This window comes from Candidatus Pseudothioglobus sp. Uisw_050_01, from assembly GCF_048085775.1.
In the GTDB taxonomy this organism is placed as follows: Bacteria; Pseudomonadota; Gammaproteobacteria; order PS1; family Pseudothioglobaceae; genus Pseudothioglobus.
In genome coordinates, this window is record NZ_CP159804.1 from 467124 (window position 1) to 489289 (window position 22166).

At 36.6% G+C, this 22166-nt stretch carries 21 protein-coding genes; 20 read left to right on the forward strand and 1 reads right to left on the reverse strand.

Annotated features, from left to right (window positions below; genetic code table 11):
- The first annotated feature begins 4 nt into the window (after window positions 1-4).
- From ABXT51_RS02335 to ABXT51_RS02385, 11 genes are all read left to right on the forward strand, one after another.
- On the forward strand, window positions 5-304 hold the full coding sequence (locus ABXT51_RS02335; protein WP_416678831.1) for a YciI family protein: 300 nt from the start codon (window positions 5-7) through the stop codon (window positions 302-304).
- 78 nt (window positions 305-382) lie between these two features.
- Entirely contained in the window at window positions 383-1159 is a 777-nt protein-coding gene (locus ABXT51_RS02340) for an ABC transporter ATP-binding protein (protein ID WP_416695973.1), read from the forward strand.
- Window positions 1159-1863 (forward strand): ABC transporter ATP-binding protein, encoded by a 705-nt coding sequence (locus ABXT51_RS02345; protein ID WP_271557194.1) that lies wholly within the window; start codon window positions 1159-1161, stop codon window positions 1861-1863. Before ABXT51_RS02340 ends, ABXT51_RS02345 begins: the two co-directional genes overlap by 1 nt.
- A complete protein-coding gene (locus ABXT51_RS02350; protein ID WP_416687798.1) occupies window positions 1864-2898 on the forward strand; it encodes a branched-chain amino acid ABC transporter permease in 1035 nt (344 codons plus the stop codon). It abuts the gene before it with no gap.
- Window positions 2891-4264 (forward strand): branched-chain amino acid ABC transporter permease, encoded by a 1374-nt coding sequence (locus ABXT51_RS02355; RefSeq protein ID WP_416695974.1) that lies wholly within the window; start codon window positions 2891-2893, stop codon window positions 4262-4264. Before ABXT51_RS02350 ends, ABXT51_RS02355 begins: the two co-directional genes overlap by 8 nt.
- Window positions 4265-4441: 177 nt before the next feature.
- Entirely contained in the window at window positions 4442-5623 is a 1182-nt protein-coding gene (locus ABXT51_RS02360) for an ABC transporter substrate-binding protein (protein WP_416678843.1), read from the forward strand.
- Between the two features lie 143 nt (window positions 5624-5766).
- Entirely contained in the window at window positions 5767-6126 is a 360-nt protein-coding gene (locus ABXT51_RS02365; RefSeq protein ID WP_416678845.1) for a DUF4282 domain-containing protein, read from the forward strand.
- Between the two features lie 62 nt (window positions 6127-6188).
- Window positions 6189-7052, forward strand: coding sequence for an EamA family transporter RarD (gene rarD / locus ABXT51_RS02370; RefSeq protein ID WP_416695975.1), 864 nt, complete (start codon window positions 6189-6191; stop codon window positions 7050-7052).
- A 44-nt stretch (window positions 7053-7096) separates the two neighbouring features.
- Window positions 7097-7729, forward strand: coding sequence for a class I SAM-dependent DNA methyltransferase (locus tag ABXT51_RS02375; RefSeq protein ID WP_416695976.1), 633 nt, complete (start codon window positions 7097-7099; stop codon window positions 7727-7729).
- A 6-nt stretch (window positions 7730-7735) separates the two neighbouring features.
- Window positions 7736-8644, forward strand: coding sequence for a DMT family transporter (locus ABXT51_RS02380; protein ID WP_416695977.1), 909 nt, complete (start codon window positions 7736-7738; stop codon window positions 8642-8644).
- A 60-nt stretch (window positions 8645-8704) separates the two neighbouring features.
- The gene (locus tag ABXT51_RS02385; RefSeq protein ID WP_416695978.1) at window positions 8705-9211 is read left to right on the forward strand and encodes an HPP family protein; all 507 of its coding nucleotides are present in this window, start codon (window positions 8705-8707) and stop codon (window positions 9209-9211) included.
- A gap of 33 nt (window positions 9212-9244) precedes the next feature.
- On the opposite strand, the gene ABXT51_RS02390 is transcribed toward ABXT51_RS02385, so the two are convergent.
- Complete coding sequence (locus ABXT51_RS02390; protein ID WP_416695979.1) at window positions 9245-9826, reverse strand: malonic semialdehyde reductase; 582 nt, start codon at window positions 9824-9826, stop codon at window positions 9245-9247.
- A 92-nt stretch (window positions 9827-9918) separates the two neighbouring features.
- Between ABXT51_RS02390 and ABXT51_RS02395 the strand changes: the two genes are divergently transcribed.
- The 9 genes from ABXT51_RS02395 to ABXT51_RS02435 all read left to right on the forward strand — a co-directional run bounded on the left by ABXT51_RS02395 (window position 9919) and on the right by ABXT51_RS02435 (window position 22166).
- A complete protein-coding gene (locus ABXT51_RS02395) occupies window positions 9919-10257 on the forward strand; it encodes a histidine triad nucleotide-binding protein (RefSeq protein ID WP_416695980.1) in 339 nt (112 codons plus the stop codon).
- 112 nt (window positions 10258-10369) lie between these two features.
- A complete protein-coding gene (gene parC / locus ABXT51_RS02400; RefSeq protein ID WP_416695981.1) occupies window positions 10370-12607 on the forward strand; it encodes a DNA topoisomerase IV subunit A in 2238 nt (745 codons plus the stop codon).
- A gap of 127 nt (window positions 12608-12734) precedes the next feature.
- Window positions 12735-13103 carry a 6-carboxytetrahydropterin synthase QueD gene (gene queD, locus ABXT51_RS02405; RefSeq protein WP_416695982.1) on the forward strand — a complete coding sequence of 123 codons (369 nt, stop codon included), beginning with the start codon at window positions 12735-12737 and terminating at the stop codon, window positions 13101-13103.
- Between the two features lie 6 nt (window positions 13104-13109).
- Window positions 13110-13901: a GTP cyclohydrolase FolE2 gene (gene folE2, locus ABXT51_RS02410; RefSeq protein WP_416695983.1), complete on the forward strand. Its 792-nt coding sequence runs from the start codon at window positions 13110-13112 to the stop codon at window positions 13899-13901.
- 5 nt (window positions 13902-13906) lie between these two features.
- The gene (locus ABXT51_RS02415) at window positions 13907-14962 is read left to right on the forward strand and encodes a 3-deoxy-7-phosphoheptulonate synthase (protein ID WP_416695984.1); all 1056 of its coding nucleotides are present in this window, start codon (window positions 13907-13909) and stop codon (window positions 14960-14962) included.
- Between the two features lie 103 nt (window positions 14963-15065).
- On the forward strand, window positions 15066-17684 hold the full coding sequence (gene gyrA / locus ABXT51_RS02420; RefSeq protein ID WP_416695985.1) for a DNA gyrase subunit A: 2619 nt from the start codon (window positions 15066-15068) through the stop codon (window positions 17682-17684).
- A gap of 191 nt (window positions 17685-17875) precedes the next feature.
- Window positions 17876-18883, forward strand: a complete 1008-nt coding sequence (locus ABXT51_RS02425) for a glycine betaine ABC transporter substrate-binding protein (RefSeq protein ID WP_416695986.1) — start codon at window positions 17876-17878, stop codon at window positions 18881-18883.
- A gap of 86 nt (window positions 18884-18969) precedes the next feature.
- On the forward strand, window positions 18970-21135 hold the full coding sequence (locus tag ABXT51_RS02430; protein ID WP_416695987.1) for an ABC transporter permease: 2166 nt from the start codon (window positions 18970-18972) through the stop codon (window positions 21133-21135).
- Entirely contained in the window at window positions 21132-22166 is a 1035-nt protein-coding gene (locus tag ABXT51_RS02435) for a quaternary amine ABC transporter ATP-binding protein (protein WP_416695988.1), read from the forward strand. The genes ABXT51_RS02430 and ABXT51_RS02435 overlap by 4 nt, the downstream gene beginning before the upstream one ends.

Consider the following 22166-nt stretch of genomic DNA (forward strand, 5'->3'; position numbering starts at 1 on the left):
ATTAATGTTGTATGCAATTATTTCTCAAGATGTAGAGGATAGTTTTAAAAAACGCATAGGCGCTAGACCTGATCATGTTGCTCGTTTAATTCAATTAAAAGATGAAGGTCGCCTTATTTTGGCCGGACCTCATCCTGCTATCGACTCAATAGATCCAGGTGATGCAGGTTTTACAGGGTCACTTATTGTTGCTGAGTTTGAAAATCTTAAAGAGGCGCGCTCCTGGGCTAACGAAGATCCTTATGTTGCTGCTGGCGTATATTCAAGCGTTGTTGTTAAAAATTTCAATAAGGTTTTGCCTTAAATGATTTCCATAAAGGAGATTCTTTGCTGGATAATTTAGACTTTTTTGACAAATGTAGCTCAATCAAAAACTTTAATAATGATTACAGTTAAAAATTTATCAAAACATTTTGGCGGAATCAAGGCTGTTGACGGTGTTGACCTGCATATTGATAAGGGTTCTATTACAGGCTTAGTTGGTCCTAATGGTGCAGGAAAAACTACAATGTTTAACCTTATCGCTGGACTTTATCAGCCAACAGAAGGCGAAATCATATTAGATGGTGAAGATGTTACAGAGCTAACGTCACACCAACTTTTTCATAAAGGACTCTTAAGAACATTTCAAATAGCCCATGAGTTTCCAACTCTAAGTGTATTAGAAAATTTGATGATGGTGCCTGCAAATCAGTTAGGTGAAAGTTTGATGAATACTTGGCTAAAGAGAAGACAAATTCAAGAAGAAGAAAAGTTGCTTCAAGAAAAAGCAGAAGAAGTTATTGATTTCCTGAGTATTAGTCACCTTAAAAACGAGAGAGCAGGCAATCTCTCTGGAGGTCAGAAAAAATTATTAGAGTTGGCTCGAACTATGATGGTAGATGCCAAGGTAGTTCTTTTGGATGAAGTTGGAGCAGGCGTTAATCGAACACTCCTTAATCAGATTGGTGATGCCATACTAAGGCTTAATTCAGAAAGAGGCTATACATTCTGCATGATTGAGCACGATATGGATTTTATTTCAAGGCTTTGTAATCCAGTAGTAGTTTTAGCTGAAGGTAGAATTTTGACAAGCGGCACCCCTGATGAAATTAAAAGTAGTGATGCAGTTATTGAGGCTTATTTAGGTAAAGGAATTAAGATCGAGGCTACTAGTTAATGGCTTATCTTGAAGGTAAAAATTTAGTTGCATCATACGGAGTAGTTCCAATACTCCATGAATGCTCTGTTGAAGTTGAAAAAGGCGAGCTTGCAGTAATTGTTGGCCCAAATGGTGCAGGAAAATCTACTGTAATGAGAGTATTGCTCGGGATGCTGGAGGCAACTTCAGGTTCAGTAACGCTAGATGGAAAAGATATTTCAATGCTTTCTACTCAGGACCGAATTAGCCATGGATTAGCATTTGTTCCGCAAACAAAAAATGTTTTCCCTTCAATGACAGTTGAAGAAAATCTTCAGATGGGTGGTTTTATTAGACAAGATGACATCAATAAAACAATTGAAGAGGTCTACGCGCTTTTTCCAATTCTCTATGACAAACGCAAACAACTTGCAGAGCAGCTTTCTGGAGGCCAAAGACAACAGGTTGCATTTGGAAGGGCTATGATGACGAAACCTTCAATTATGCTTTTAGACGAGCCAACAGCAGGTGTCTCACCAATAGTGATGGATGAGATTTTTTCTAATATTTTGGACGTTAGAAATGCTGGTATGGCTGTTCTTATGGTTGAGCAAAATGCACAGCAAGCTCTTAATATAGCTGATAAGGGCTACGTTTTAGTATCTGGACGTAATGAGCATACTGGAACTGGTAAAGAGCTCATAAATAACCCTGAAGTTAGAAAAAAGTTTTTAGGAGGTTAGATGACATCAGACTCAATTGATATTATTAATGCATTTGCCTTACTAACTAATTTTGTAATTCTTCCTGCATTATCTTATGGCTCACAATTAGCATTGGGAGCACTAGCTGTAACTTTAGTTTATTCAGTATTGAGGTTTTCTAATTTTGCTCAAGGCGATAGTATGGCGTTTGGGACCATGATTGTTATATTACTTACTGGTTTTATGATTAGTAGAGGGTGGACAATTTCAGGAATTCCCACTGCTCTATTAGTAATCCCTATAGCTATAGTTTTTACCTCAATGTACTTGCTTACAATGGATAGACTGATTTATCGGCACTATCGAAAAATAAAAGCAAAATCAATTACGATCGTAATGTCCTCAATAGGAGTTATGTTTGTTACTGGCGGAATAGTCAGGTTCGTATTAGGCGCGACTGCGCAAAAATTTGAAGATGGTGAGAGGTTTATTTTTTCTGTTAGAGAGTTTAAGGCTTATACCGGCCTTGAACAAGGAATTGCTTTTAAAACATCTCAATTTTTAACTATTACCATCGCTTTTTTATTAGTGGCTTTTGTATTTTACTTTTTACAAAAAACTAAAACGGGTAAGGCTATGAGAGCTTATTCTGACAATAAAGAACTAGCACTTCTTTCTGGTATTGATCCAGATAAGATGGTTCAAATAACTTGGTTAATAGTTGCAGCTCTTACTACAATTGCTGGCGCCCTTTATGGATTAGATAAAGGCTTCGCACCTCAACAATATCATTTATTACTCTTACCAATTTTTGCCTCTGTCATTGTTGGCGGTATTGGCTCTCCAATTGGGGCTATTGCAGGTGCTTTCTTAGTAGCATTTTCTGAAATACTCCTTACTTATGCCTACAAAAAGTTTTTAATATATTTATTACCACTATCGATGCATCCTTCGTCTTTGGTTCAGCTTATTGGTACTGAGTATAAATATGCAATATCCTTTGTTATTTTGGTTATTGTTCTTTTAATAAAGCCTACTGGGTTATTTAAAGGTAAGGTGATAGTTGATGAATAATCTAAATAATATTTGGCAATCGTATAGAGCAATTATTACTTTCTCCCTTATGGGTTTTGTACTTTTATTTGTTGGTTTTAATCAGTCATGGGCACTTGTAATAGGCATTATTAACATGTCTTTGATTTCAGCTATTATGGCCTTAGGTGTAAATATCCAATGGGGTTATGCTGGATTATTTAATGTTGGAATTATGGGGTTTGCCGCCTTGGGAGGCGTTAGTGTTGTTTTAATTTCTCAGCAACCTGTAACTGAGGCGATAGATGCTGGCGGTATAAAGATGCTTCTTGCTTTGGCTCTAGGAGCTGCAACGATTGCCGCAGGAGTTTTATTAAACAGAAGGGGGATCAATAAATGGTTAATATCTCTAATCGTAGTTATTGGCTATCTCTTTACAAGATTTTATTTCTCTGAGGCTTCAAAATTAATTGAAAAAGTAGATCCTGCAATTACAGGCTATTTAGGCGGTTTTGGACTTCCTATAATGCTCTCTTGGATAGTGGGTGGCTTAGCTGCAGCTGCAGCGGCATGGTGGATTGGAAAAATTACCTTAAGCTTAAGATCTGATTATCTTGCGATAGCAACTCTTGGAATTTCTGAAATTATTATTTATGTCATCAAAAATGAAGACTGGTTTGTACGGGGACTTAAAAATGTTTATGGACTTCAAAGACCTGTTCCTTACGAAGTTGATATGCAAAAATCAGAATGGCTTCAAAATATTGTTGCTTGGATTCATAAGTCAGAGTTGCAGTTTTTGTCTCAATCAGAGCAAATTGATAAGCTAGGTGACTATGTTCGAGAGGCATCAGTCGTATTTGTAAAGCTAAGTTATTCAGGTTTATTTCTTGTAATTTTAGTCGCCTTTATTATTTTTTCTAATCTTGCTTTAAATTCTCCATGGGGTAGAAAAGTAAGGGCAATAAGGGATAATGAAGTAGCAGCCTCTGCGATGGGTAAGAATATTACGCGTCAACATCTACAAATTTTTGTTATTGGATCAGCAATTGTCGGTGTCGCTGGTGCATTATTAGTGACTTATGATGGGATATTTATTCCTACTGCATATCAGCCCCTTCGATTTACTTTTTTAATTTGGGTGATGGTTATTGTTGGAGGGTCAGGTAATAATCTAGGGTCGGTTCTAGGGGCTTTTATTATGTGGTTTATTTGGATTCAGTCTGGCCCTATAGGTCTTTGGGTGGTTGAAATGCTTGGTAATTATGTTCAAGAAGGAAATACATCACTAGAATTTATAGAAGATCGAGTCCACTATCTAAGACTTATCTTTATGGGCAGCATAATGCTCTTGATTATGAGATTTTCTCCTGGCGGAATTCTTCCAGAGAAAAATAAAGAACTGTAATATGCTCTTTAAATTGGGCTGAAATGAACTATTCTAGAAAGGTTTAGTTCATTTTTTTTTATAATATTTTTAACACAAACTACAGGAAACTGTTTATCATTAAGGGGATTCCCATAAGAAATACGCTTTAATACTTTATTAGGTGTAGGGACTCTTTTTTATATTTTAGGAGACGAAATGAAAGGTTATTTAAAAACAACAGCTGGATTTGTATTATCAGCTACGATGGCATCAGTATCACATGCTGATGTAACTATAGGAGAGCTACAAGGATTTACTGGACCGCTTGAATCAATGATTGGCGCGATGTCTGGTGGTGCAAACTTAGCAGTAACTGAGGCTAATGCTTCTGGTAACTACCTCCAAGGAACAATCAATGTTGTGCAGGGCGATTCAGTATGTATCGATCCAGCCGTTGCGATTGCTCAAGCAGAAAAAATGATTAATGATGATAATGTTATGGCTATTATGGGTCCTAACTGTTCAGGTAATACTGGTGCAGTTATAACCAACGTGCTTGTACCTAATGGTATTGTTTCAATTTCACCATCAGCTACTTCACCTGCTTTAACAACTCTAGAAGACGGTGGATGGTTCTTTAGAACTGCTCCTTCAGATGCTAGACAGGGTCCAGTACTTGCAAGTATTGCAATGTCAAGAGGACAAACTGATATGGCTGTAACTCACTCAAACAGTGACTATGGTAAAGGTTTGGCTGATGCATTCGTAACTGCTTATGAAGCTATGGGCGGAACAGTGACAGTTATGGCTGGACATGACGACGACAAGGCTGACTATTCAGCTGATGTTGCTGCATTGTCTGCAGGTGGCTCAGCTACTTTAGCTGTATTAGGTTATGCTGATACTGGTGGTAGAGGAATTATTGCTGCTTCTGAAGATACTGGTGCATTTTCTGACTATGTATTTGGTGACGGTATGATCAGTGAATTAACTTCAGGTGCGGTTGGAGATGGTTCTTGGGGCACAATTGCATCTCCAGATGCAGATTTAGTTGATATCTGGACAGCAGTAGCTTCTGCTGGTGGTGTTGATGGTTCTGGTGCATATGCAGGTGAATCTTATGATGCTATGGCATTGATTATTCTTGCTTCACAGGCTGCAGGTTCAACAGACAGAGCAGCTATTCAAGCACAAGTATTGAATATTGCTAACGGTCCAGGTTTCCAGTGTCAAGCTGGTGAATTAGCAACTTGCTTGAAAATGATTTCAGGCGGCGTTGTTGTTGACTATGTTGGTGCTACTGGTGTTGAATTAGATGCAGGTGGAACAGCTAATGGCTCATATGCAGAGCGTGAAGTTATTGGTGGTGCATTTACTAACGTAAAAATCCACAAGTAATAAGCTTTAAATTTTGACTAAAAAAGCCCGTCTTATGATGGGCTTTTTTTATTTTTAAAATTTCTATTTATTTATGAATTTACAACATTTTCTTAGACTGGTATTATATTAACTTAGATTGAAGAAAAATAAGGGTAATCAAAATGAATAATAATGAGATCTTAGAAGGTATAAAAAAAGCTTTTAAACTTTCAGTGGATAAGCTTGATAACCATTACATGTTTTATCTAGATGAGATGGTTACTCCTAAGCTTATAACGCTTTTCTATTGGATACTGTTATTTGCCTTTATAACAAAAGGGCTTGGAGATATATTCCTTGAGGGCGATTTCTGGCGTGGCCTAGTCTGGGTAATTGGAGGTTCTTTAGCCTCTCGAGTAGCCTGTGAAATGGTGGTAATTCTATTTAGAATTAATGAAAACTTAAATGAAATTAATGAAAAAACTAGTGAGAATGACTCTCTAAGTAGTACTAGTTTTGAAAAAGATTACTATAAGCATTAATAAAAATAACATTAGATTATTTAGTCTACAATAGGCGTTTTTCTAACGTAAGTTTCTGTTTTATGAATAAAGGTATCCTGCTTGTCCTTTCAGGCTATCTGATTTGGGGAGCGTTCCCTCTTTATTGGGCATTACTGAATCATGTTAATCCTTCTGAAGTTCTTCTTCACAGGATCTTCTGGTCAATTCCTATTCTATTTGCTCTTGTCTACTTCAAGCCATCATGGCAGGCAAACTTTAAAGAAGCAATATCTTCTAAAAAAGAATTATTTTTCTTATTTTTAACTGCTATCCTCATCACCATTAATTGGGGAGGATACATTCTTGCTGTAAATTTAGAACGAGTAGTTGAGGCATCTATGGGCTATTTCTTAGCTCCTGTAATAAACATGATTGGTGGCTATATTTTTTTTCACGAAAGAATTTCTAGACTTAAGCAGTGGGCAGTATTTTTTGCAACAATAGGTGCGCTATATTATGTTTTTAGTGGTGACTCCTTCCCTTGGCTTGGTCTTCTCATCGGACTTACTTTCTCTTCGTATGGAATTGCAAGAAAGGCAATGTTTACTTCAGCAGTTCCAGGGCTATATATTGAGACATTGCTTCTTTTGCCATTTATTTTTATATTTAGCTTATGGTTTTATGCAAATTATGATTTAGCTATTTTTAATATAAACGTATCAACAGATATTTTATTAATTTTGGCAGGGATTGTTACTGTTGTTCCGTTAGCATTATTCACTGCAGGCACAAAATTACTCCCAATGACAACCGTAGGTATATTATTCTTAATTACTCCTACGTTACAATTTTTAGTTGGTTATGTGTTGTATGATGAGCCTGTTAATTTCAATCAATTGCTTGGATTTATTGGCGTTTGGGCGGGACTTGTTATGTATAGTTACGCTCTTATAAAGGGCAAATAGCTCACTCAAGAATGCTTACTGAAGTCTCTTATGCGGAAAGTTTTATGAAGAATACTAAAAATATGATTCCTACAATTTTTAAGACACTGCATGTGTCAAATCAAGATGAATTAGGGGAGCTTTATAAAAATTGGGATGAATACGAGAGTGACGTTATTCAATTAGCTGGTTACGTTGGTCATCTAGTTACAACTGAGGCTCTGCTTAGGCACTTAAAGGATAAGGAGGCCAAGATATTGGATGCAGGTTGCGGTACTGGACTGGTAGGTGATATTCTTTATAGCAAGGAATATAAAAATATAGTTGGTGTGGATTTTTCAAAGGAAATGCTTAATAGAGCGCTCAAAAAAAATGTTTATGAGTCTCTAAGTTTATGTGATTTAACCCAAAAGATAGAGTTTGAAGATAACTCTTTTGATGCTATCGTGTGTGCGGGTACTTTTACATGCGGTCATGTCGGGCCTGAAGCGCTTAATGAAATGATAAGAATCACAAAAAATGATGGATACATAAGCTTTACAGTTCGAAAGCAAGAGTGGGAAGCATCGCCTTATGAAAAAATTATCAAAGAATTAGAGCTCTCTAAGTTGTGGCAGCAGGTTGAGCGCTATACATCAAAGTACAACACTCAAGAGGGCGTAACTTGTCAATTATGCTTGTACCAAGTAACCAAATAAAATAATATGTTTTTAGGTTTTTCAAATCAAAATAAAGCGTACCTTTTTGCAGGCATTGCTATTTTTTTCTGGTCTACTGTTGCTACTGCTTTTAAGCTTGCCTTAGAACATTTAGAACCTATTCAGTTGGTTTTTTATTCAACACTATTTTCAGTAAAAGTGCTTTTTGTTATTACCCTTATTCAAGGTAAGATTGGTTTAATTAAGAGTTTCTCAAAGCGTGCTCTAGTGCAATGCGCTTTTCTTGGACTTTTAAACCCATGCCTTTATTACATAATTCTTTTTAAAGGTTATGATATTTTGCCTGCACAGGAGGCCATGGTGATCAACTTTAGTTGGCCAATCATGATTGTTATTTTATCCATTCCAATTCTTAAGCAAAAGATTGATATTAAATCCTTCTTGTCAATTATTGTTTGTTATGTTGGAGTTGTTGTTATTGCTACAAAAGGTGATGTATTTTCAATGCAATTTGAGAATTCTTTGGGGGTTGTTTACATTCTAATTACGACTGTTATATGGTCTTTATTTTGGCTTTTCAACACCAAAAATTCAAATGACTCTGTAGTGAGTTTATTTTTAATTTTTTTATTTAGTTTGCCCTATATTTTGATAATTACTTACTTCAGTGATTCATTTGTTATCCCCTCAGTAAAGGGTGTCATTGGCTCCGTATATATAGGACTCTTTGAGATGGGGATTTCCGTAGTTCTTTGGCAGTCAGCTTTAAAAATCTCAACAACTGTTTCAAGGGTTGCAAGTCTTGTCTTTATAACCCCTTTTTTATCTCTATTAATTCTTCATTTTGTATTAAAAGACGATATCTTAGCTTCAACTATTATTGGAGTTATTCTTATTTGTTCAGGTCTAATATTACAAAAATACTTTACTAGAAAGAGTGTGGAAATTTCTTGATTCAAAGGTAGGGTTAATAATTTAATATATAATTCTTATTTTTTTGCTATGGATGAAGTTATGTCTTATCTCACTAAACTTAAAGGCTCACCAGCAAAAATCCCACCTAGGCCATCATTTAAAGAAATGGGTTTTATTTCTTTAGGTGCTTTCCTAGCAGCATGCGTCATTGGATTCTTAGCATATTTCACTAACGAGCCAATTATTATGGGCTCATTTGGTGCATCAATCTTTGTTTTATTTGTGCTTCCTGATTCTCCATTTGCGCAGCCTCGAAATGTCATTGCTGGTCACTTTGTTACAACTCTTGCGGGGCTTATTTTCTACCATCTTGTTAGTTCTGATTGGTGGAGTATGGCTTTAGCTTTGGCTCTTGCTATTGCGTTAATGCAGTTTCTAAGGATCCCTCACCCACCGGCAGGTTCAAACCCATTTATTGTTTTTTTGCTTGGTGCTAATTGGGATTATTTATGGATGCCAACTCTGATAGGCTCTGTATTAATCGTAATGGTAGCACTTCTTTATAACAACTTATCTAAAAATAGAAGTTACCCTAAATACTGGTAACAATTTTTTTTAACTATTATTTTGAGTTATTGTTTATATAATGTTACAAGCTTCCTCGAAATCTAGTCGTGGTGCTCGGGGGCGTAATTTTGACTCATCTCCATAACCAATTCCACAAATAAAAATAGCTTTATTCTTATTATCCGGGAAGAATTCCTGATTTAGTATCTCCTTGTTAAATCCAAGCATTGGGCAGCAATCTAGACCTATAGAGCGAGCTGCAATAATAAAGTATGCGCCTTGGAGCGCTGAGTTAAATTCCGCAGTATTTTTTATTATTTTATCTTTACCTTCATAAAAAGATTTAGCATCATTATGTGGAGATAGAGTTGGTAGTGCTTCATAAAATTTAGTGTCATAGCTAATGATTACTACAGAAGGAGCTTGCATAGTTTTGTCAATATTTCCCTCATCCAATGACGGCTTGATTCTATTTTTTGCTTCAGTACTTCTAATAAATGTAAATCTTGCAGGACAGCAATTGCCAGAGGTTGGTGCAAATTTTAGTAAATCATAGATTTGATGAATTTGATCATTGGTAATGTCTTTATTTAACCATCCCTTATGACTGCGTGCTGTTCTAAAGAGTGTGTCTAGAGTTTTAGTGGAGAGCATATAGCCTGACCTTATTAATTATTAATCATTAATTATATGTTCTTCTAGTGTATCTTTAATAATAGAATTTGAAAGATATAAAAAACTGAACTATGAAAAATTGTATTTTTTGCTCAATTATTAAGGGCGATATACCCTCTGAAAAACTTTATGAAGATGACACAGTGTTGGCTTTTAAGGATGTAAATGCGCAAGCTCCTGAGCATTTTTTAGTAATACCGAAAGAACATATTTCTACACCGAATGATGCGACTGATGAGGCTCTGCTTGGCAAACTAAATACTACTGCAGTTATGATTGCTAAAGAGCGTGGATTTTCTGAAAGTGGTTATAGACTTGTTATGAATTGTAATGGTGATGGCTGTCAAAGTGTATTTCATATACACCTTCATTGTTTGGGTGGACGTCAGTTGAATTGGCCTCCAGGTTAGACCTTTTAAGGAAGATAAATAATTAATCTTAAATGGGTTCAGAGTTGAATTAAAATAACGCCGACTCTAACTCTTTTTGAGTTAAATTTTCAAAATATAAACTAAGGAAAGAATGAGCCAAAACGGCATTGAGCGACAAAGCGTTGGAGAATATAGTGAACGCGCTTATCTTGATTACTCAATGTATGTCATACTCGATCGTGCGCTACCCTTTATTGGAGATGGTTTAAAGCCAGTCCAAAGAAGAATCATTTATGCGATGAGTGAGCTCGGACTGAAATCGACTGCAAAATTTAAAAAATCTGCCAGAACTGTTGGAGACGTCTTAGGTAAATTTCATCCTCATGGTGATAGTGCCTGCTATGAAGCCATGGTTTTAATGGCGCAGCCTTTTTCCTATCGCTATCCATTTATTGATGGTCAGGGCAACTGGGGAGCTCCTGACGACCCTAAGTCTTTTGCAGCGATGCGTTATACCGAGTCTAAATTATCGCCTTATGCAGATTTACTTCTTGCTGAAATTAATAAAGGCACAGTTAGCTGGACTGATAATTTTGATGGAACGATTCAAGAGCCCCTTCAACTTCCTGCGCAGGTGCCAAATTTGCTGCTTAATGGAACTTCTGGAATTGCAGTTGGTATGGCAACGGATGTTCCACCACACAATCTTTTGGAGGTTATAGCTGCGTGTATCCAGCTGCTAGAAAAACCTTCAACTGAGCTTGATGAGCTTATGCAGATTATTCCAGCTCCTGACTATCCAACGGATGCTTATATTGTTAGCTCAAAAGAAGACCTCCGCCAAATGTATGAAACTGGAAATGGCTCAGTCAAAATGAGGGCTGGCTATATTAAAGAGGATGGAGAAATTGTTATTGAGTCTCTTCCCTACCAGACATCAGGAGCTAAGGTTATCACTCAAATTGCAGCTCAGATGCGCAATAAAAAACTTCCATTGGTTGAGGATCTTCGCGATGAGTCAGATCATGAAAACCCAACTCGATTAGTAATTGTTCCAAGGTCTAATAGAGTCGATTGTGAGCAATTAATGCTTCATTTATTTGCAACTACAGATCTTGAGAAAAACTATCGAGTCAATATGAATGTTATTGGTTTAAATGGTAAGCCTCAAGTGAAGCCATTGATTCCTTTACTTAAAGAGTGGCTAGAATTTAGAATGCAGGTTGTTGTTAATAGACTCCAATCTCGGTTGGATAAAATTTTAGATCGGCTGCATATTCTTGATGGCTTACTGATAGCTTATCTTAATATTGATGAGGTTATTGCAATAATTCGCCGTGAAGAAAAACCCAAGCCTGTTTTAATTGAGCAATTCAAAATCAGTGAAATACAGGCCGAAGCAATATTAGAATTAAAGTTACGTCACCTAGCTAAACTTGAAGAAGTTAAAATTAAAAGTGAAGCAGATGAGCTTGGAAAAGAGCGAAAGTCAATTGAACTTTTGCTTTCAAGTGAAACAAGGCTAAAGACTTATATAAAAAAAGAACTAAGAGTAATCCTTGAGGAGTTTGGAGATAAAAGACGCTGTCAAATTATTTCTGATGTCTCTTCTGCTCAGGCATTTAATGACCAAGACATGATTCCAGCTGAAAATGTTACTGTCGTTCTAAGTGAAAAAGGCTGGGTTAAAGCAGCTAAAGGTCATGAAATTGATTCCTCTTCACTTAACTACAAGTCAGGAGATACATACTTAAAAGATGCCAAAGGTAGAAGTAATCAAATGGCATTTTTTATTGACTCTACGGGAAGGTCATATTCTATAATGGCCAACAGCCTTCCTAGTGCTAGGGGTCAGGGAGAGCCTCTAACTGGAAAATTAACACCTCCATTAGGCGCTGAATTTATAGATGTAGTTATGGGAAAAGATGAGCAAGCTGTAATTCTGTCGTCAGACGCTGGCTATGGTTTTGTATCAACCTTGGGTAATTTAAATTCAAAAACTAAATCTGGCAAACATCTGATTACATTATCAAAACAAGCAAGAGCAAATAGGCTTGCTATAGTTGAAGATGTTGATAATCATTATGTTGCAGTAGCTACTAATAGAGCTAGATTATTGATATTTCCAATATCTGAATTGCCACATCTTTCAAAAGGAAAGGGTAATAAGCTTATTCAGATTGCAAATAAGGACTTCATTGATCGAGAAGAATTTGTTATTGGCGTTTGTGCTATTAAAGATAATCAAAAATTAAAAGTTCAATATGGAAAGAAACATAAAAAATACTCTTTTGAAGAGTTAGTTAATTTTGTAAGTCATCGTGCACGCAAAGGTTTAATTCTTCCAGGCGTTTTCAAAAAAGTTGATAGCATTGAAGCTGTAGATTAGTTAGAATTCAATATAGCTCAAAATGCTTTACACTTAGTATCTACCGGGTTAATTTCATAGTTCATGAAGTTGGTAATTTACAATCAAATAGGTATAATCCGTATTTTTTTTATCAATTTTTCCGAATATGTTCGTCCTAAAAATTGTTACAGACTTTGCATCCGCCCATTCACTCAGAGATTATCCTGGTGATTGTGCAAGACTTCATGGCCATAACTGGCAAGTGGAAGTTTCTGTATGTTCACAAGTTCTTGATGATTCTGGTATTGCAATAGATTTTCGTGAAATTAAAAAACAAACGAAGTTGGTGGTTAAAAGGCTGGATCACCAATATTTAAATGAGATTAAGCCTTTTGATGTTCTAAACCCTACTGCTGAAAATATTGCTAAATATTTTTTTGATGAAATTGCCTTGTTAATTCCCAATAAAGATGTCAAGGTTAAAGAAGTTATTATTTGGGAAACGCCCAGATCTGCAGTTACTTATTCGGAATAATTAATTATGAAAAAATCACTACTACCTGATACTCAAAATATTAAAGATCTTCGTAATATTGTTATTAACCAAGTTGGAATTAAAGATATTCTGCATCCGATTAGCTTTGTTAATAAAGCACAAGTGGTGCAACCATCAGTTGCCAATTTTACTATGACAGTGAGGCTTCCAGAGAATGTAAAGGGAACTCATATGTCTAGATTTATTGAAATCTTAAATGCTAATGAATGCAGCTTTAGTGTGGAAAGTTTTATGGATCTTGTTCAAACAGTTGCTGAAAAGCTTGATTCAACAAGTGCTCGCATCGTAGTGGATTTTCCATTTTTTCGAAACAAATCAGCTCCATCTTCTGGCGTTCAAAGTTTGCTTGATTATCAAGCAACATTAATTGGTAATATCGTTGATGGTAAGGCAGACATGTCTGTGAAAGTTGTAGTTCCAGTAACTAGCTTGTGCCCATGCTCTAAGAGTATTTCAGAATATGGTGCTCATAATCAAAGATCGCACATAACTATCGAAGCAAAACCTTCTGAGGGATCAGTTGTTTTCCTAGAAGATTTAATTGATTTAGCAGAGCAAAAAGCATCAAGCGAGCTTTATGCGATACTTAAGCGTGATGATGAAAAAGTTGTTACTGAGAGGGCTTATGAAAATCCTGCGTTTGTCGAAGATATAGTCAGAGATATCGCTGTAGAATTAAATGCAGATGATAAAATTAATTACTACTCTTTAGAGTCAGAAAACTTTGAGTCAATTCACAATCACTCTGCATACGCTGTTATTACAAATCAAAAGTAAGACTTATGCATCATAATACTGATAATGTTCGAATTGTATCTAGTGCGCCGATGGTCTCGCCTAATGCTCTTATAGAGAAATTACCTCTATCTGAAAAAGCTGCATCAGGAGTTGTAAGCTCTAGAAACGCTATCAAAAATATTCTATACGGAAATGATAACCGTCTTATGGTTCTTGTAGGCCCGTGCTCAATTCATGACACTAAGGCAGCAATGGAGTATGCAAATAACCTCCTTAAACTTAAAGAAGAGCTGTCTGAAGATTTGTTGATAGTTATGCGTGTGTATTTTGAAAAGCCAAGAACTACTGTTGGCTGGAAAGGTTTAATTAATGATCCATATCTAGATGAAAGTTTTGATATTGATAAAGGCCTTGAGACTGCGAGGAAACTTCTAGTTGATCTAGGTGAAATAAATATGTCAGTTGGTGTTGAGTACTTAGATGTTTTAACGCCGCAATACTTATCTGATTTGATTTCTTGGGGCGCTATAGGCGCTAGAACAACGGAGAGCCAATCTCATAGGGAGTTAGCATCAGCACTATCTTGCCCTGTTGGCTTTAAAAATGGCACAGGTGGCTCTTTAGAAATTGCTTTTGATGCAATTCAGTCTGCCAATAGTCCTCATCATCTCTTGTCTGTGAACAAGGATGGGGGTATTAGCCACTTTACTTCTTTAGGTAATGATACGGCTCATATTATTCTTAGAGGCGGTAAAGATGGGCCAAATTATTCCAAAGAACATATTGAAAAAACCTGTGAGAAACTAAAAGATAAGGGATTAGTCTCTAAAGTTATGGTAGATTTCTCTCATGCAAACTCTGAGAAGCAGTTTAAAAATCAATTAAAAGTAGGTGCAAATATTGCAGCTCAGATTGAAGAGGGCTCAGAGTCAATCTTTGGCGTAATGATTGAATCTCATATCAATGAGGGGAATCAAAAAGTTGGACCATTGCCATCTCTAAAGTACGGTGTTAGTATCACTGATAGCTGTATTGGCTGGGACGATACAGAAGCTCTTTTAAGAGATCTTGCAAAATCTATAAAAGCTCGAAATTCTTAGGGATTTTTTGCAGTTTTTACCCTTCAAAAAGACCCAAATTATTGGTGTGTTTTCACCTCATCTAGGGTACAATTAAATCTAGTTATTTTTATAGGTTTATTGTATGTCTGACGATATCGATTCTAAAGAAATTCTCGAGCAAAAGTTCCCAATAGTTACTATAGAAGACGAGATGCGTGACTCCTACCTAGAGTACGCAATGAGCGTAATAGTAGGAAGGGCTTTGCCTGATGTTAGAGATGGCTTAAAGCCAGTTCATAGACGCGTTCTTTATGCCATGGAAGTGCTTGGTAATGATTACAATAAATCTTATAAAAAATCTGCCCGAATTGTGGGTGATGTAATTGGTAAGTATCACCCTCATGGTGACACAGCAGTTTATGACACTATCGTAAGAATGGCTCAGCCATTTTCGATGAGATGTATCCTAGTAGATGGCCAAGGAAACTTTGGCTCGGTAGATGGAGACCGTGCAGCGGCTATGCGGTATACAGAAATACGCATGACAAAGCTTTCACATGAACTTTTAAGAGATCTAGATAAAGAAACGGTAGACTTTATTGATAACTATGATGGCTCTGAAAGTGAGCCTTCAGTATTACCTACACGTGTTCCCACTTTATTAGTGAATGGCTCTTCAGGTATTGCTGTGGGAATGGCCACAAATATTCCACCACATAACCCAACAGAAGTTACTGAAGCTTGCCTTCGATTTATTGATAATGAAGACATAACTATTGATGAGCTTTTAGAAATTATGCCTGGACCTGATTTTCCTACAGCTGGAATAATTAATGGCGCCTCTGGTATTCGAGAAGCTTATGAGACTGGTAAGGGAAAGATTTATATGCGCTCAAGATCTCATGTTGAAGGCGAAGATAAATTAAGCATCGTTGTAACTGAGCTCCCATACCAAGTTAATAAAGCAAGGCTCATTACTAAAATTGCAGAGCTTGTTAAAGATAAAAAGATTGACGGAATTACTGGTCTTAGAGATGAATCAGATAAAGATGGTATGCGAATGGTGGTTGAGCTTAGGAGGGGAGAAGTTCCTGAGGTGATGCTAAATAACTTATATAAGTTAACAGAAATGCAAACTGTTTTTGGTATCAATATGGTTGCAATTGACCAAGGAATGCCAAAACTAATGAATCTAAAGTCTATCTTGAGTGCATTTATTGCACATAGAAGAGAGATAGTAACTCGCCGCTCTATTTTTGAGCTTAATAAGGCAAAAGATAGGGCCCATTTATTGGAAGGACTTTCCGTTGCTCTTTTTAATATTGATGAGGTAATTGCTCTTATAAAGGCTGCACAGAATCCTAGTGAGGCAAAAGAAGGTTTAGTTGTAAGAGTCTGGAAGGGCTCTGTCATTCAAGAGCTTATTGGTGATAGAGACATGGCTCAGTTCAAGCCGCAAGATTTAGGCGCTGACCTTGGCCTTCAAAAGAATGGTGATTATCAATTATCAGAAAAACAAGCGCAAGCTATTCTTGATTTAAGACTCCATAGATTAACGGGTCTTGAAAAGGACAAAATATTTAATGAATTTAATGGGTTACTTGAAGAAATCAAAAAGTTACTTGATATTCTTCAAAATCCAGACCAATTAATGGACGTTATTCGTCAAGAGATTGCTGAAATTCGAGATAATTTTGGCGCACCTCGAATTACTGAGATTATCGAAAATAAAATCGACCTTACACTTGAAGATTTAATTGCACAAGAAGATAGAGTGGTAACTTTATCTCATGGAGGTTATGTTAAGGCTCAATCGCTTAGTGACTATCATGCGCAAAGACGTGGAGGTAAAGGTAAGGCTGCTACTAAGATGAAAGATGAGGATTTTGTAGATCAGTTATTTGTAGCAAACTCCCATGACACGGTTTTATGCTTCTCATCTAGGGGAAGAGTTCACTGGCTAAAAGTTTATGAACTGCCAATGGCTTCAAGAATTTCTAGAGGAAAGCCAATTATTAACCTGCTTCCTTTGGAGAAGGATGAATCGATAAATGCAATATTGCCTGTCAAAGAGTTTACTGATGATCAGTTCGTGTTTATGGTTACCAGTTCAGGCACGTGTAAAAAAACATCACTTAAAAACTTTTCACGCCCAAGAAATGGCGGGATTATTGCAATTGAGCTAAGAGATGATGACAAGCTAGTTGGTGTTGAAATCACTGCCGGTGAGCATGATATCTTACTTTTCTCTTCAGCAGGAAAATCAATTCGCTTTAAAGAATCTGATGTCCGCTCTGTTGGTAGAACTGCCATAGGAGTTAGAGGAATACGTTTAGCTGATAAAGATCAAGTAGTCTCCTTGATAGTTGCTGAGTCAGACGACCCTATTCTTACAGCGACTGAAAAAGGTTATGGTAAGAGAACTCAATTGGATGAATATCGCTCTCAAGCAAGAGGTGGATCAGGTGTTATTTCAATAAAAACATCAGATAGAAATGGTGAAGTAGTTGGTGCTATACAGGTTACTGATGAAGATGAAATGATGCTAATTTCTAATAAAGGTACCCTAGTTAGGGCGCGAGCAGTTGATGTTTCAATTATTGGAAGGAATACTCAGGGCGTAACTTTAATTAACATTGCTGATGATGAAAAATTAGTTTCAGTAGCTAAAATAGCTGAAACAGATGATGAGGAAGAAGGCGACATGCTAATAGAAGGGGATGAAGCTCCAATAGCAGATGATAGTCAAGATGAGAAATAAGTCGACTCGTCGGCTTGTTATTAACAATAGTTCATTATGAATTATTGTTAGTACTTATTAATTCTATAGGTAAATGTGGCATTTATTTATTTTTTAAAATAAACTAAATTTATTGTTGCTCTATTGCTATAATTCTAAAAGAGTTTGAAATAATTCACTCTATTTATGATTAATCTCTAGGAGAAAAAAATATGAATATTAAGTTTACCACTAAGTTATTTGGAGCAGTCGCTGGAGCATTATTGCTTAGCACTTCTGCTAATGCTGCATGTGGAAAAATGCAAATTGCAGACATGAATTGGCCTTCAGCATCGTTGATGGCTAATGTTGATGCTGCAGTGTTAACAGCTATGGGTTGTGAAACTGAGCTAGTTGTTGGAGCTACAATGACTACATGGGCATCAATGGACGCAACAGGTAAGCCAGATGTTGCGCCAGAACTATGGGCTAATGCAATGGCTACACTAGTAGATAGTGCAGTTGCTGCAGGAAGGGTACATATTGGTAATGCAGCTCCAATGAGTGGTTTAGGTGAGGGTTGGTGGATTGATCCAATAACACTTGATGCAAATCCAGAATTAACGACTGTTGAAGCAGTAATTGCTCGACCTGACTTATTTCCAGACAAAGAAGACCCTTCTAAGGGAGCTTTTATGGGATGTCCAGCAGGCTGGGGTTGTCAATTAGCAAGTATAAATCTTTTCAGAGCACATGACATGGAAGCCAAAGGATGGAAACTTCTTGACCCTGGATCAGCTGCAGGTCTTGATGCTGATATTGTTAGAGCAGGAGAGCAAGGAGAACCATGGTTCGGATACTACTGGGCTCCAACTCAAATTATTGGAAAATATGACCTTAAATCAGTTGACTTAGGTCCATTTGCGGGAGATGCTAACTGGAATGAGTGTGTTGCACTTGCTGCAGACTTATGTGCTGACCCTAAGCCATCTGGATGGACAGAGTCGCGAGTAAATACACTTTTAAGTGATAATTTTTATTACAATGCGCCAAAAGAGGCAATGGATTACTTTGCTGCCCGTACTTATCCTGGTTCAGTTATGAACTCTATGCTTGTATGGATGGGTGATAACCAAGCTGGTGGAGCAGATGCAACAACTTACTTCCTTCAAACTTATCCTGAAGTTTGGAAGGCATGGGTTGATGATGAAACTGCAGCATCAGTTGAGGCTGCAATGTAGTTTAAGAAAAAGTTTTAAATTTCTAAAAGTAATTGCCCGTATAGTATAGCTACTACGGGCAATTTTTTATTTAAATGGAGTGATAAATGGCTATTAGATCTGTTCCACAACAAAGTGTCCTTGATTGCTTACCAACAGCAGTTGAAATTGCTGACTTAAGGGTTGCAAATAAAGATCTAAACTTCATACAAGCAAATATTAAAAGGGCTGATGATTTAGCGACACAAGCTCTCAACGCAACTGATTACTCTCAAATTGTTTCAATAACTGACAAGTTTACATCTCTTACTAAAAGAGCAGTAGATAGAGGTGAGACTTTAAAAGAATTTTCAAAAGATTCAAACCCATTAACTCAAATAAATGATTCATCACAATATTTTGAAAAGGTTCAGTTATTGTCAAATAATCTTGAATTGAAAACTAATGAACTTACTGAGCAATTTAACTCTATGGTAACTTCAAAATATGAAAGTTACAGCAGTTCTTTGAGTGAGTTGAGCCAAAGTGTAAATTCAATTTCTTCATCTTCAGAAGTTGTAGCTCAGTATAAGAATTTAGAGCTATTTTTAAAAGATATTGCTGAAAATGCAAGATATCTTAATAGTGATATTAATGCGAGTCAATTTATCAATGATGTAGAAGCTTTAGCCAGGCAATATAGTGAAAAATCTGAGTTTTATGGCTCCTCATTTGTTAATAATGTGGAGTTTCAAGTAAAGTTATTAAATGATCAAATTGCTGGACTTTATAATAATGTTGACTCTCTCAACTCTTCATATGCGGTTGAGGCTCACCTTCAGCAACTTTCTCAAATTAGAGAAGTAGTAAATTCTTCTGCGCCTGCATTTAAAAATTTTTCTGGCTCTGAAGAATTGGTTCTAAATTTAAATGATTTGAGTCTTGCAACTCATGCAAAAGTTCAAGACATGTTCGATAGTTATGATGCAGTATCAAAACTCTTACCCCATGTTAATGATTCTGAAGTACTTTCTCAAGCTGTAATAGAAGCCTCATTAAGGACTAATGTAAGCGCAGTTGAAAATACCCTTATGCCATTGGTTGTTAAAACAAGCGAGCTTAGTGGCAAAGTGATGGAATTAGCCGCTCAGTTTGAGAGTTCTAGTTATAGTCAAATTCCCGTTAAGTTAGCAAAAAGTATTGATAACGAAATATCAAGACTTGAAAGGACTTACATGTCTATTCGCCCATCAGATCCAGAAAATTTATCTGGAATAATTAGTGAACTATCTAATGATGCAAAACTTCAGTTTGATACTATTAGGTCGGTTGATCCTTCTAGTCAAATTGATTACTTTGATAGCTTAGTTGTTACTATCGATAAAACAATTAATTTATCAGAGCTTTCTATTTTTATAAATAATGCTCAATCAATCTCTCATGATGTAATGATGAATTCTCGTCAGTGCGTAGATAGCGCGTTTAAGGACTTTAGCAGGGAGGTTGGAAGCACTATGGAAAAAATTTTCGATCCATTGCTTTATTTTTTAGCCCAATTTGAGCAATTATTACTTGCAACGCCTTGGCCATTATTTCTGGCTATTGCAGGTGGCTTAGCTTGGCTTGGTTCTAGAAGTATGAAGGTTACATTTGGGGTTATGTTTGCCTTTTTTACCATTGGATTCTTTGATATGTGGACTCCTATGATTTCAACTGTGACGATGATTTCTGCTGCCACTTTATTGTGCTTAACAATTGGAATTCCATTAGGGATATGGATGTCTCGATCAAATAGAGCACAATCTGTAATCACCCCAATGCTGGATATTATGCAAACAATCCCATCCTTTGTTTATCTTATACCTGTAGTTATGCTTCTTGGTATTGGTAAAGTTCCTGGCTTAATAGCGGTTTGTATATATGCAATGCCACCTATTGTTCGTTTAACAAACTTGGGTATTCGCTTAGTTGACAGAGAAGCGATGGAGGCTGCTGATGCTTTTGGTGCTACTTACAGGCAGCGATTATTTATGGTGCAAATACCACTCGCACTTCCAAATATTTTTGCTGGTGTAAACCAAACAATTATGATGGCATTATCAATGGTTGTGATTGCCTCAATGATTGGAGTTACAGGCTTAGGTTTGCCAGTACTTCAAGCTGTTCAAAACCAGTATTTATCACTTGGACTGCTTAATGGTTTAGCGATAGTTGCTTTGGCAGTAATCTTTGATAGAGTTTCACAAGCGTTTGGAACCCGGATTCAAAAACACCGTTCTGGAGATGTTCTATGACTCAAGATATTAAAATTAAGATTACAAATCTAACTAAAATTTTTGGGCCAAAGGCAAACTCCGTTTTAAAGCATGTTGATAACGGCATGACCAAGGATGATCTCCTTAAGGAGCATAAACATGTTCTTGGTTTAAGTAATATTAATCTTGATTTAGCCAATAAAAATATTGAAGTAATTATGGGCCTTTCTGGCTCTGGTAAATCTACACTTATTCGTCATATTAATCGACTTATTGAGCCTACTGCAGGTTCAGTTATTATTGGCGGTGAGGATGTGATTCAAATGCCAATGGAAAAACTTCGTAAATTTAGACAACAAAAAACTGCAATGGTATTTCAAAGCTTTGCGCTCCTTCCCCATAAAACGATTATGGATAATGTTTGTTTAGGTGTTCATTTGCAAGGAGTAAAGGGTGATGAAGCAGTAAAAAGAGCGAAGAAATGGATTGATCGCGTAGGCTTATCTGGCTATGAAGATCGTTATCCATCGCAGCTTTCTGGCGGAATGCAGCAGCGTGTTGGTTTAGCGAGAGCTTTAACGTGCGATACTGAAATTTTAATGATGGATGAGGCCTTTAGTGCGCTTGATCCACTCATACGAAGTGATATGCAGGATTTATTATTGGAACTCCAAAAAGAACTCCACAAGACTATCGTATTTATTACTCATGATCTGGAAGAGGCTCTAAAGATTGGAGACCGTATTGCTATTCTTAATGGTGGCGAACTGGTTCAACATGGAACAACTCAGGAAATTATAATGACTCCTGCTGATGATTATGTTAAGGATTTTGTTAAAAAAGTAAATCGCTCTCATGTCCTTCAAACAAAATCTGTTATGACTGATCAGAAGCCAGCAAAGACTTCTTCAAATATCACCGTTAACGAGACAGATTCAGTTGACTCCGCTTTATGTGAGATGCTTCGTGAAAATGCTGATTGCTGCATAGTTCATGACTCAGGCGGCTCAGTTGTAGGCTATTTAAATAAGAAAGATATAGCTGAAGTTGTTAAGCCATTAGAAGCTTAA

Coding starts and splice junctions, on each gene's coding strand:
- ABXT51_RS02335 (WP_416678831.1), top strand. CDS start 5: ATGTTGTATGCAATTATTTCTCAAGATGTAGAGGATAGTTTTAAAAAA.
- ABXT51_RS02340 (WP_416695973.1), top strand. CDS start 383: ATGATTACAGTTAAAAATTTATCAAAACATTTTGGCGGAATCAAGGCT.
- ABXT51_RS02345 (WP_271557194.1), top strand. CDS start 1,159: ATGGCTTATCTTGAAGGTAAAAATTTAGTTGCATCATACGGAGTAGTT.
- ABXT51_RS02350 (WP_416687798.1), top strand. CDS start 1,864: ATGACATCAGACTCAATTGATATTATTAATGCATTTGCCTTACTAACT.
- ABXT51_RS02355 (WP_416695974.1), top strand. CDS start 2,891: ATGAATAATCTAAATAATATTTGGCAATCGTATAGAGCAATTATTACT.
- ABXT51_RS02360 (WP_416678843.1), top strand. CDS start 4,442: ATGAAAGGTTATTTAAAAACAACAGCTGGATTTGTATTATCAGCTACG.
- ABXT51_RS02365 (WP_416678845.1), top strand. CDS start 5,767: ATGAATAATAATGAGATCTTAGAAGGTATAAAAAAAGCTTTTAAACTT.
- rarD (WP_416695975.1), top strand. CDS start 6,189: ATGAATAAAGGTATCCTGCTTGTCCTTTCAGGCTATCTGATTTGGGGA.
- ABXT51_RS02375 (WP_416695976.1), top strand. CDS start 7,097: ATGAAGAATACTAAAAATATGATTCCTACAATTTTTAAGACACTGCAT.
- ABXT51_RS02380 (WP_416695977.1), top strand. CDS start 7,736: ATGTTTTTAGGTTTTTCAAATCAAAATAAAGCGTACCTTTTTGCAGGC.
- ABXT51_RS02385 (WP_416695978.1), top strand. CDS start 8,705: ATGTCTTATCTCACTAAACTTAAAGGCTCACCAGCAAAAATCCCACCT.
- ABXT51_RS02390 (WP_416695979.1), bottom strand. CDS start 9,826: ATGCTCTCCACTAAAACTCTAGACACACTCTTTAGAACAGCACGCAGT.
- ABXT51_RS02395 (WP_416695980.1), top strand. CDS start 9,919: ATGAAAAATTGTATTTTTTGCTCAATTATTAAGGGCGATATACCCTCT.
- parC (WP_416695981.1), top strand. CDS start 10,370: ATGAGCCAAAACGGCATTGAGCGACAAAGCGTTGGAGAATATAGTGAA.
- queD (WP_416695982.1), top strand. CDS start 12,735: ATGTTCGTCCTAAAAATTGTTACAGACTTTGCATCCGCCCATTCACTC.
- folE2 (WP_416695983.1), top strand. CDS start 13,110: ATGAAAAAATCACTACTACCTGATACTCAAAATATTAAAGATCTTCGT.
- ABXT51_RS02415 (WP_416695984.1), top strand. CDS start 13,907: ATGCATCATAATACTGATAATGTTCGAATTGTATCTAGTGCGCCGATG.
- gyrA (WP_416695985.1), top strand. CDS start 15,066: ATGTCTGACGATATCGATTCTAAAGAAATTCTCGAGCAAAAGTTCCCA.
- ABXT51_RS02425 (WP_416695986.1), top strand. CDS start 17,876: ATGAATATTAAGTTTACCACTAAGTTATTTGGAGCAGTCGCTGGAGCA.
- ABXT51_RS02430 (WP_416695987.1), top strand. CDS start 18,970: ATGGCTATTAGATCTGTTCCACAACAAAGTGTCCTTGATTGCTTACCA.
- ABXT51_RS02435 (WP_416695988.1), top strand. CDS start 21,132: ATGACTCAAGATATTAAAATTAAGATTACAAATCTAACTAAAATTTTT.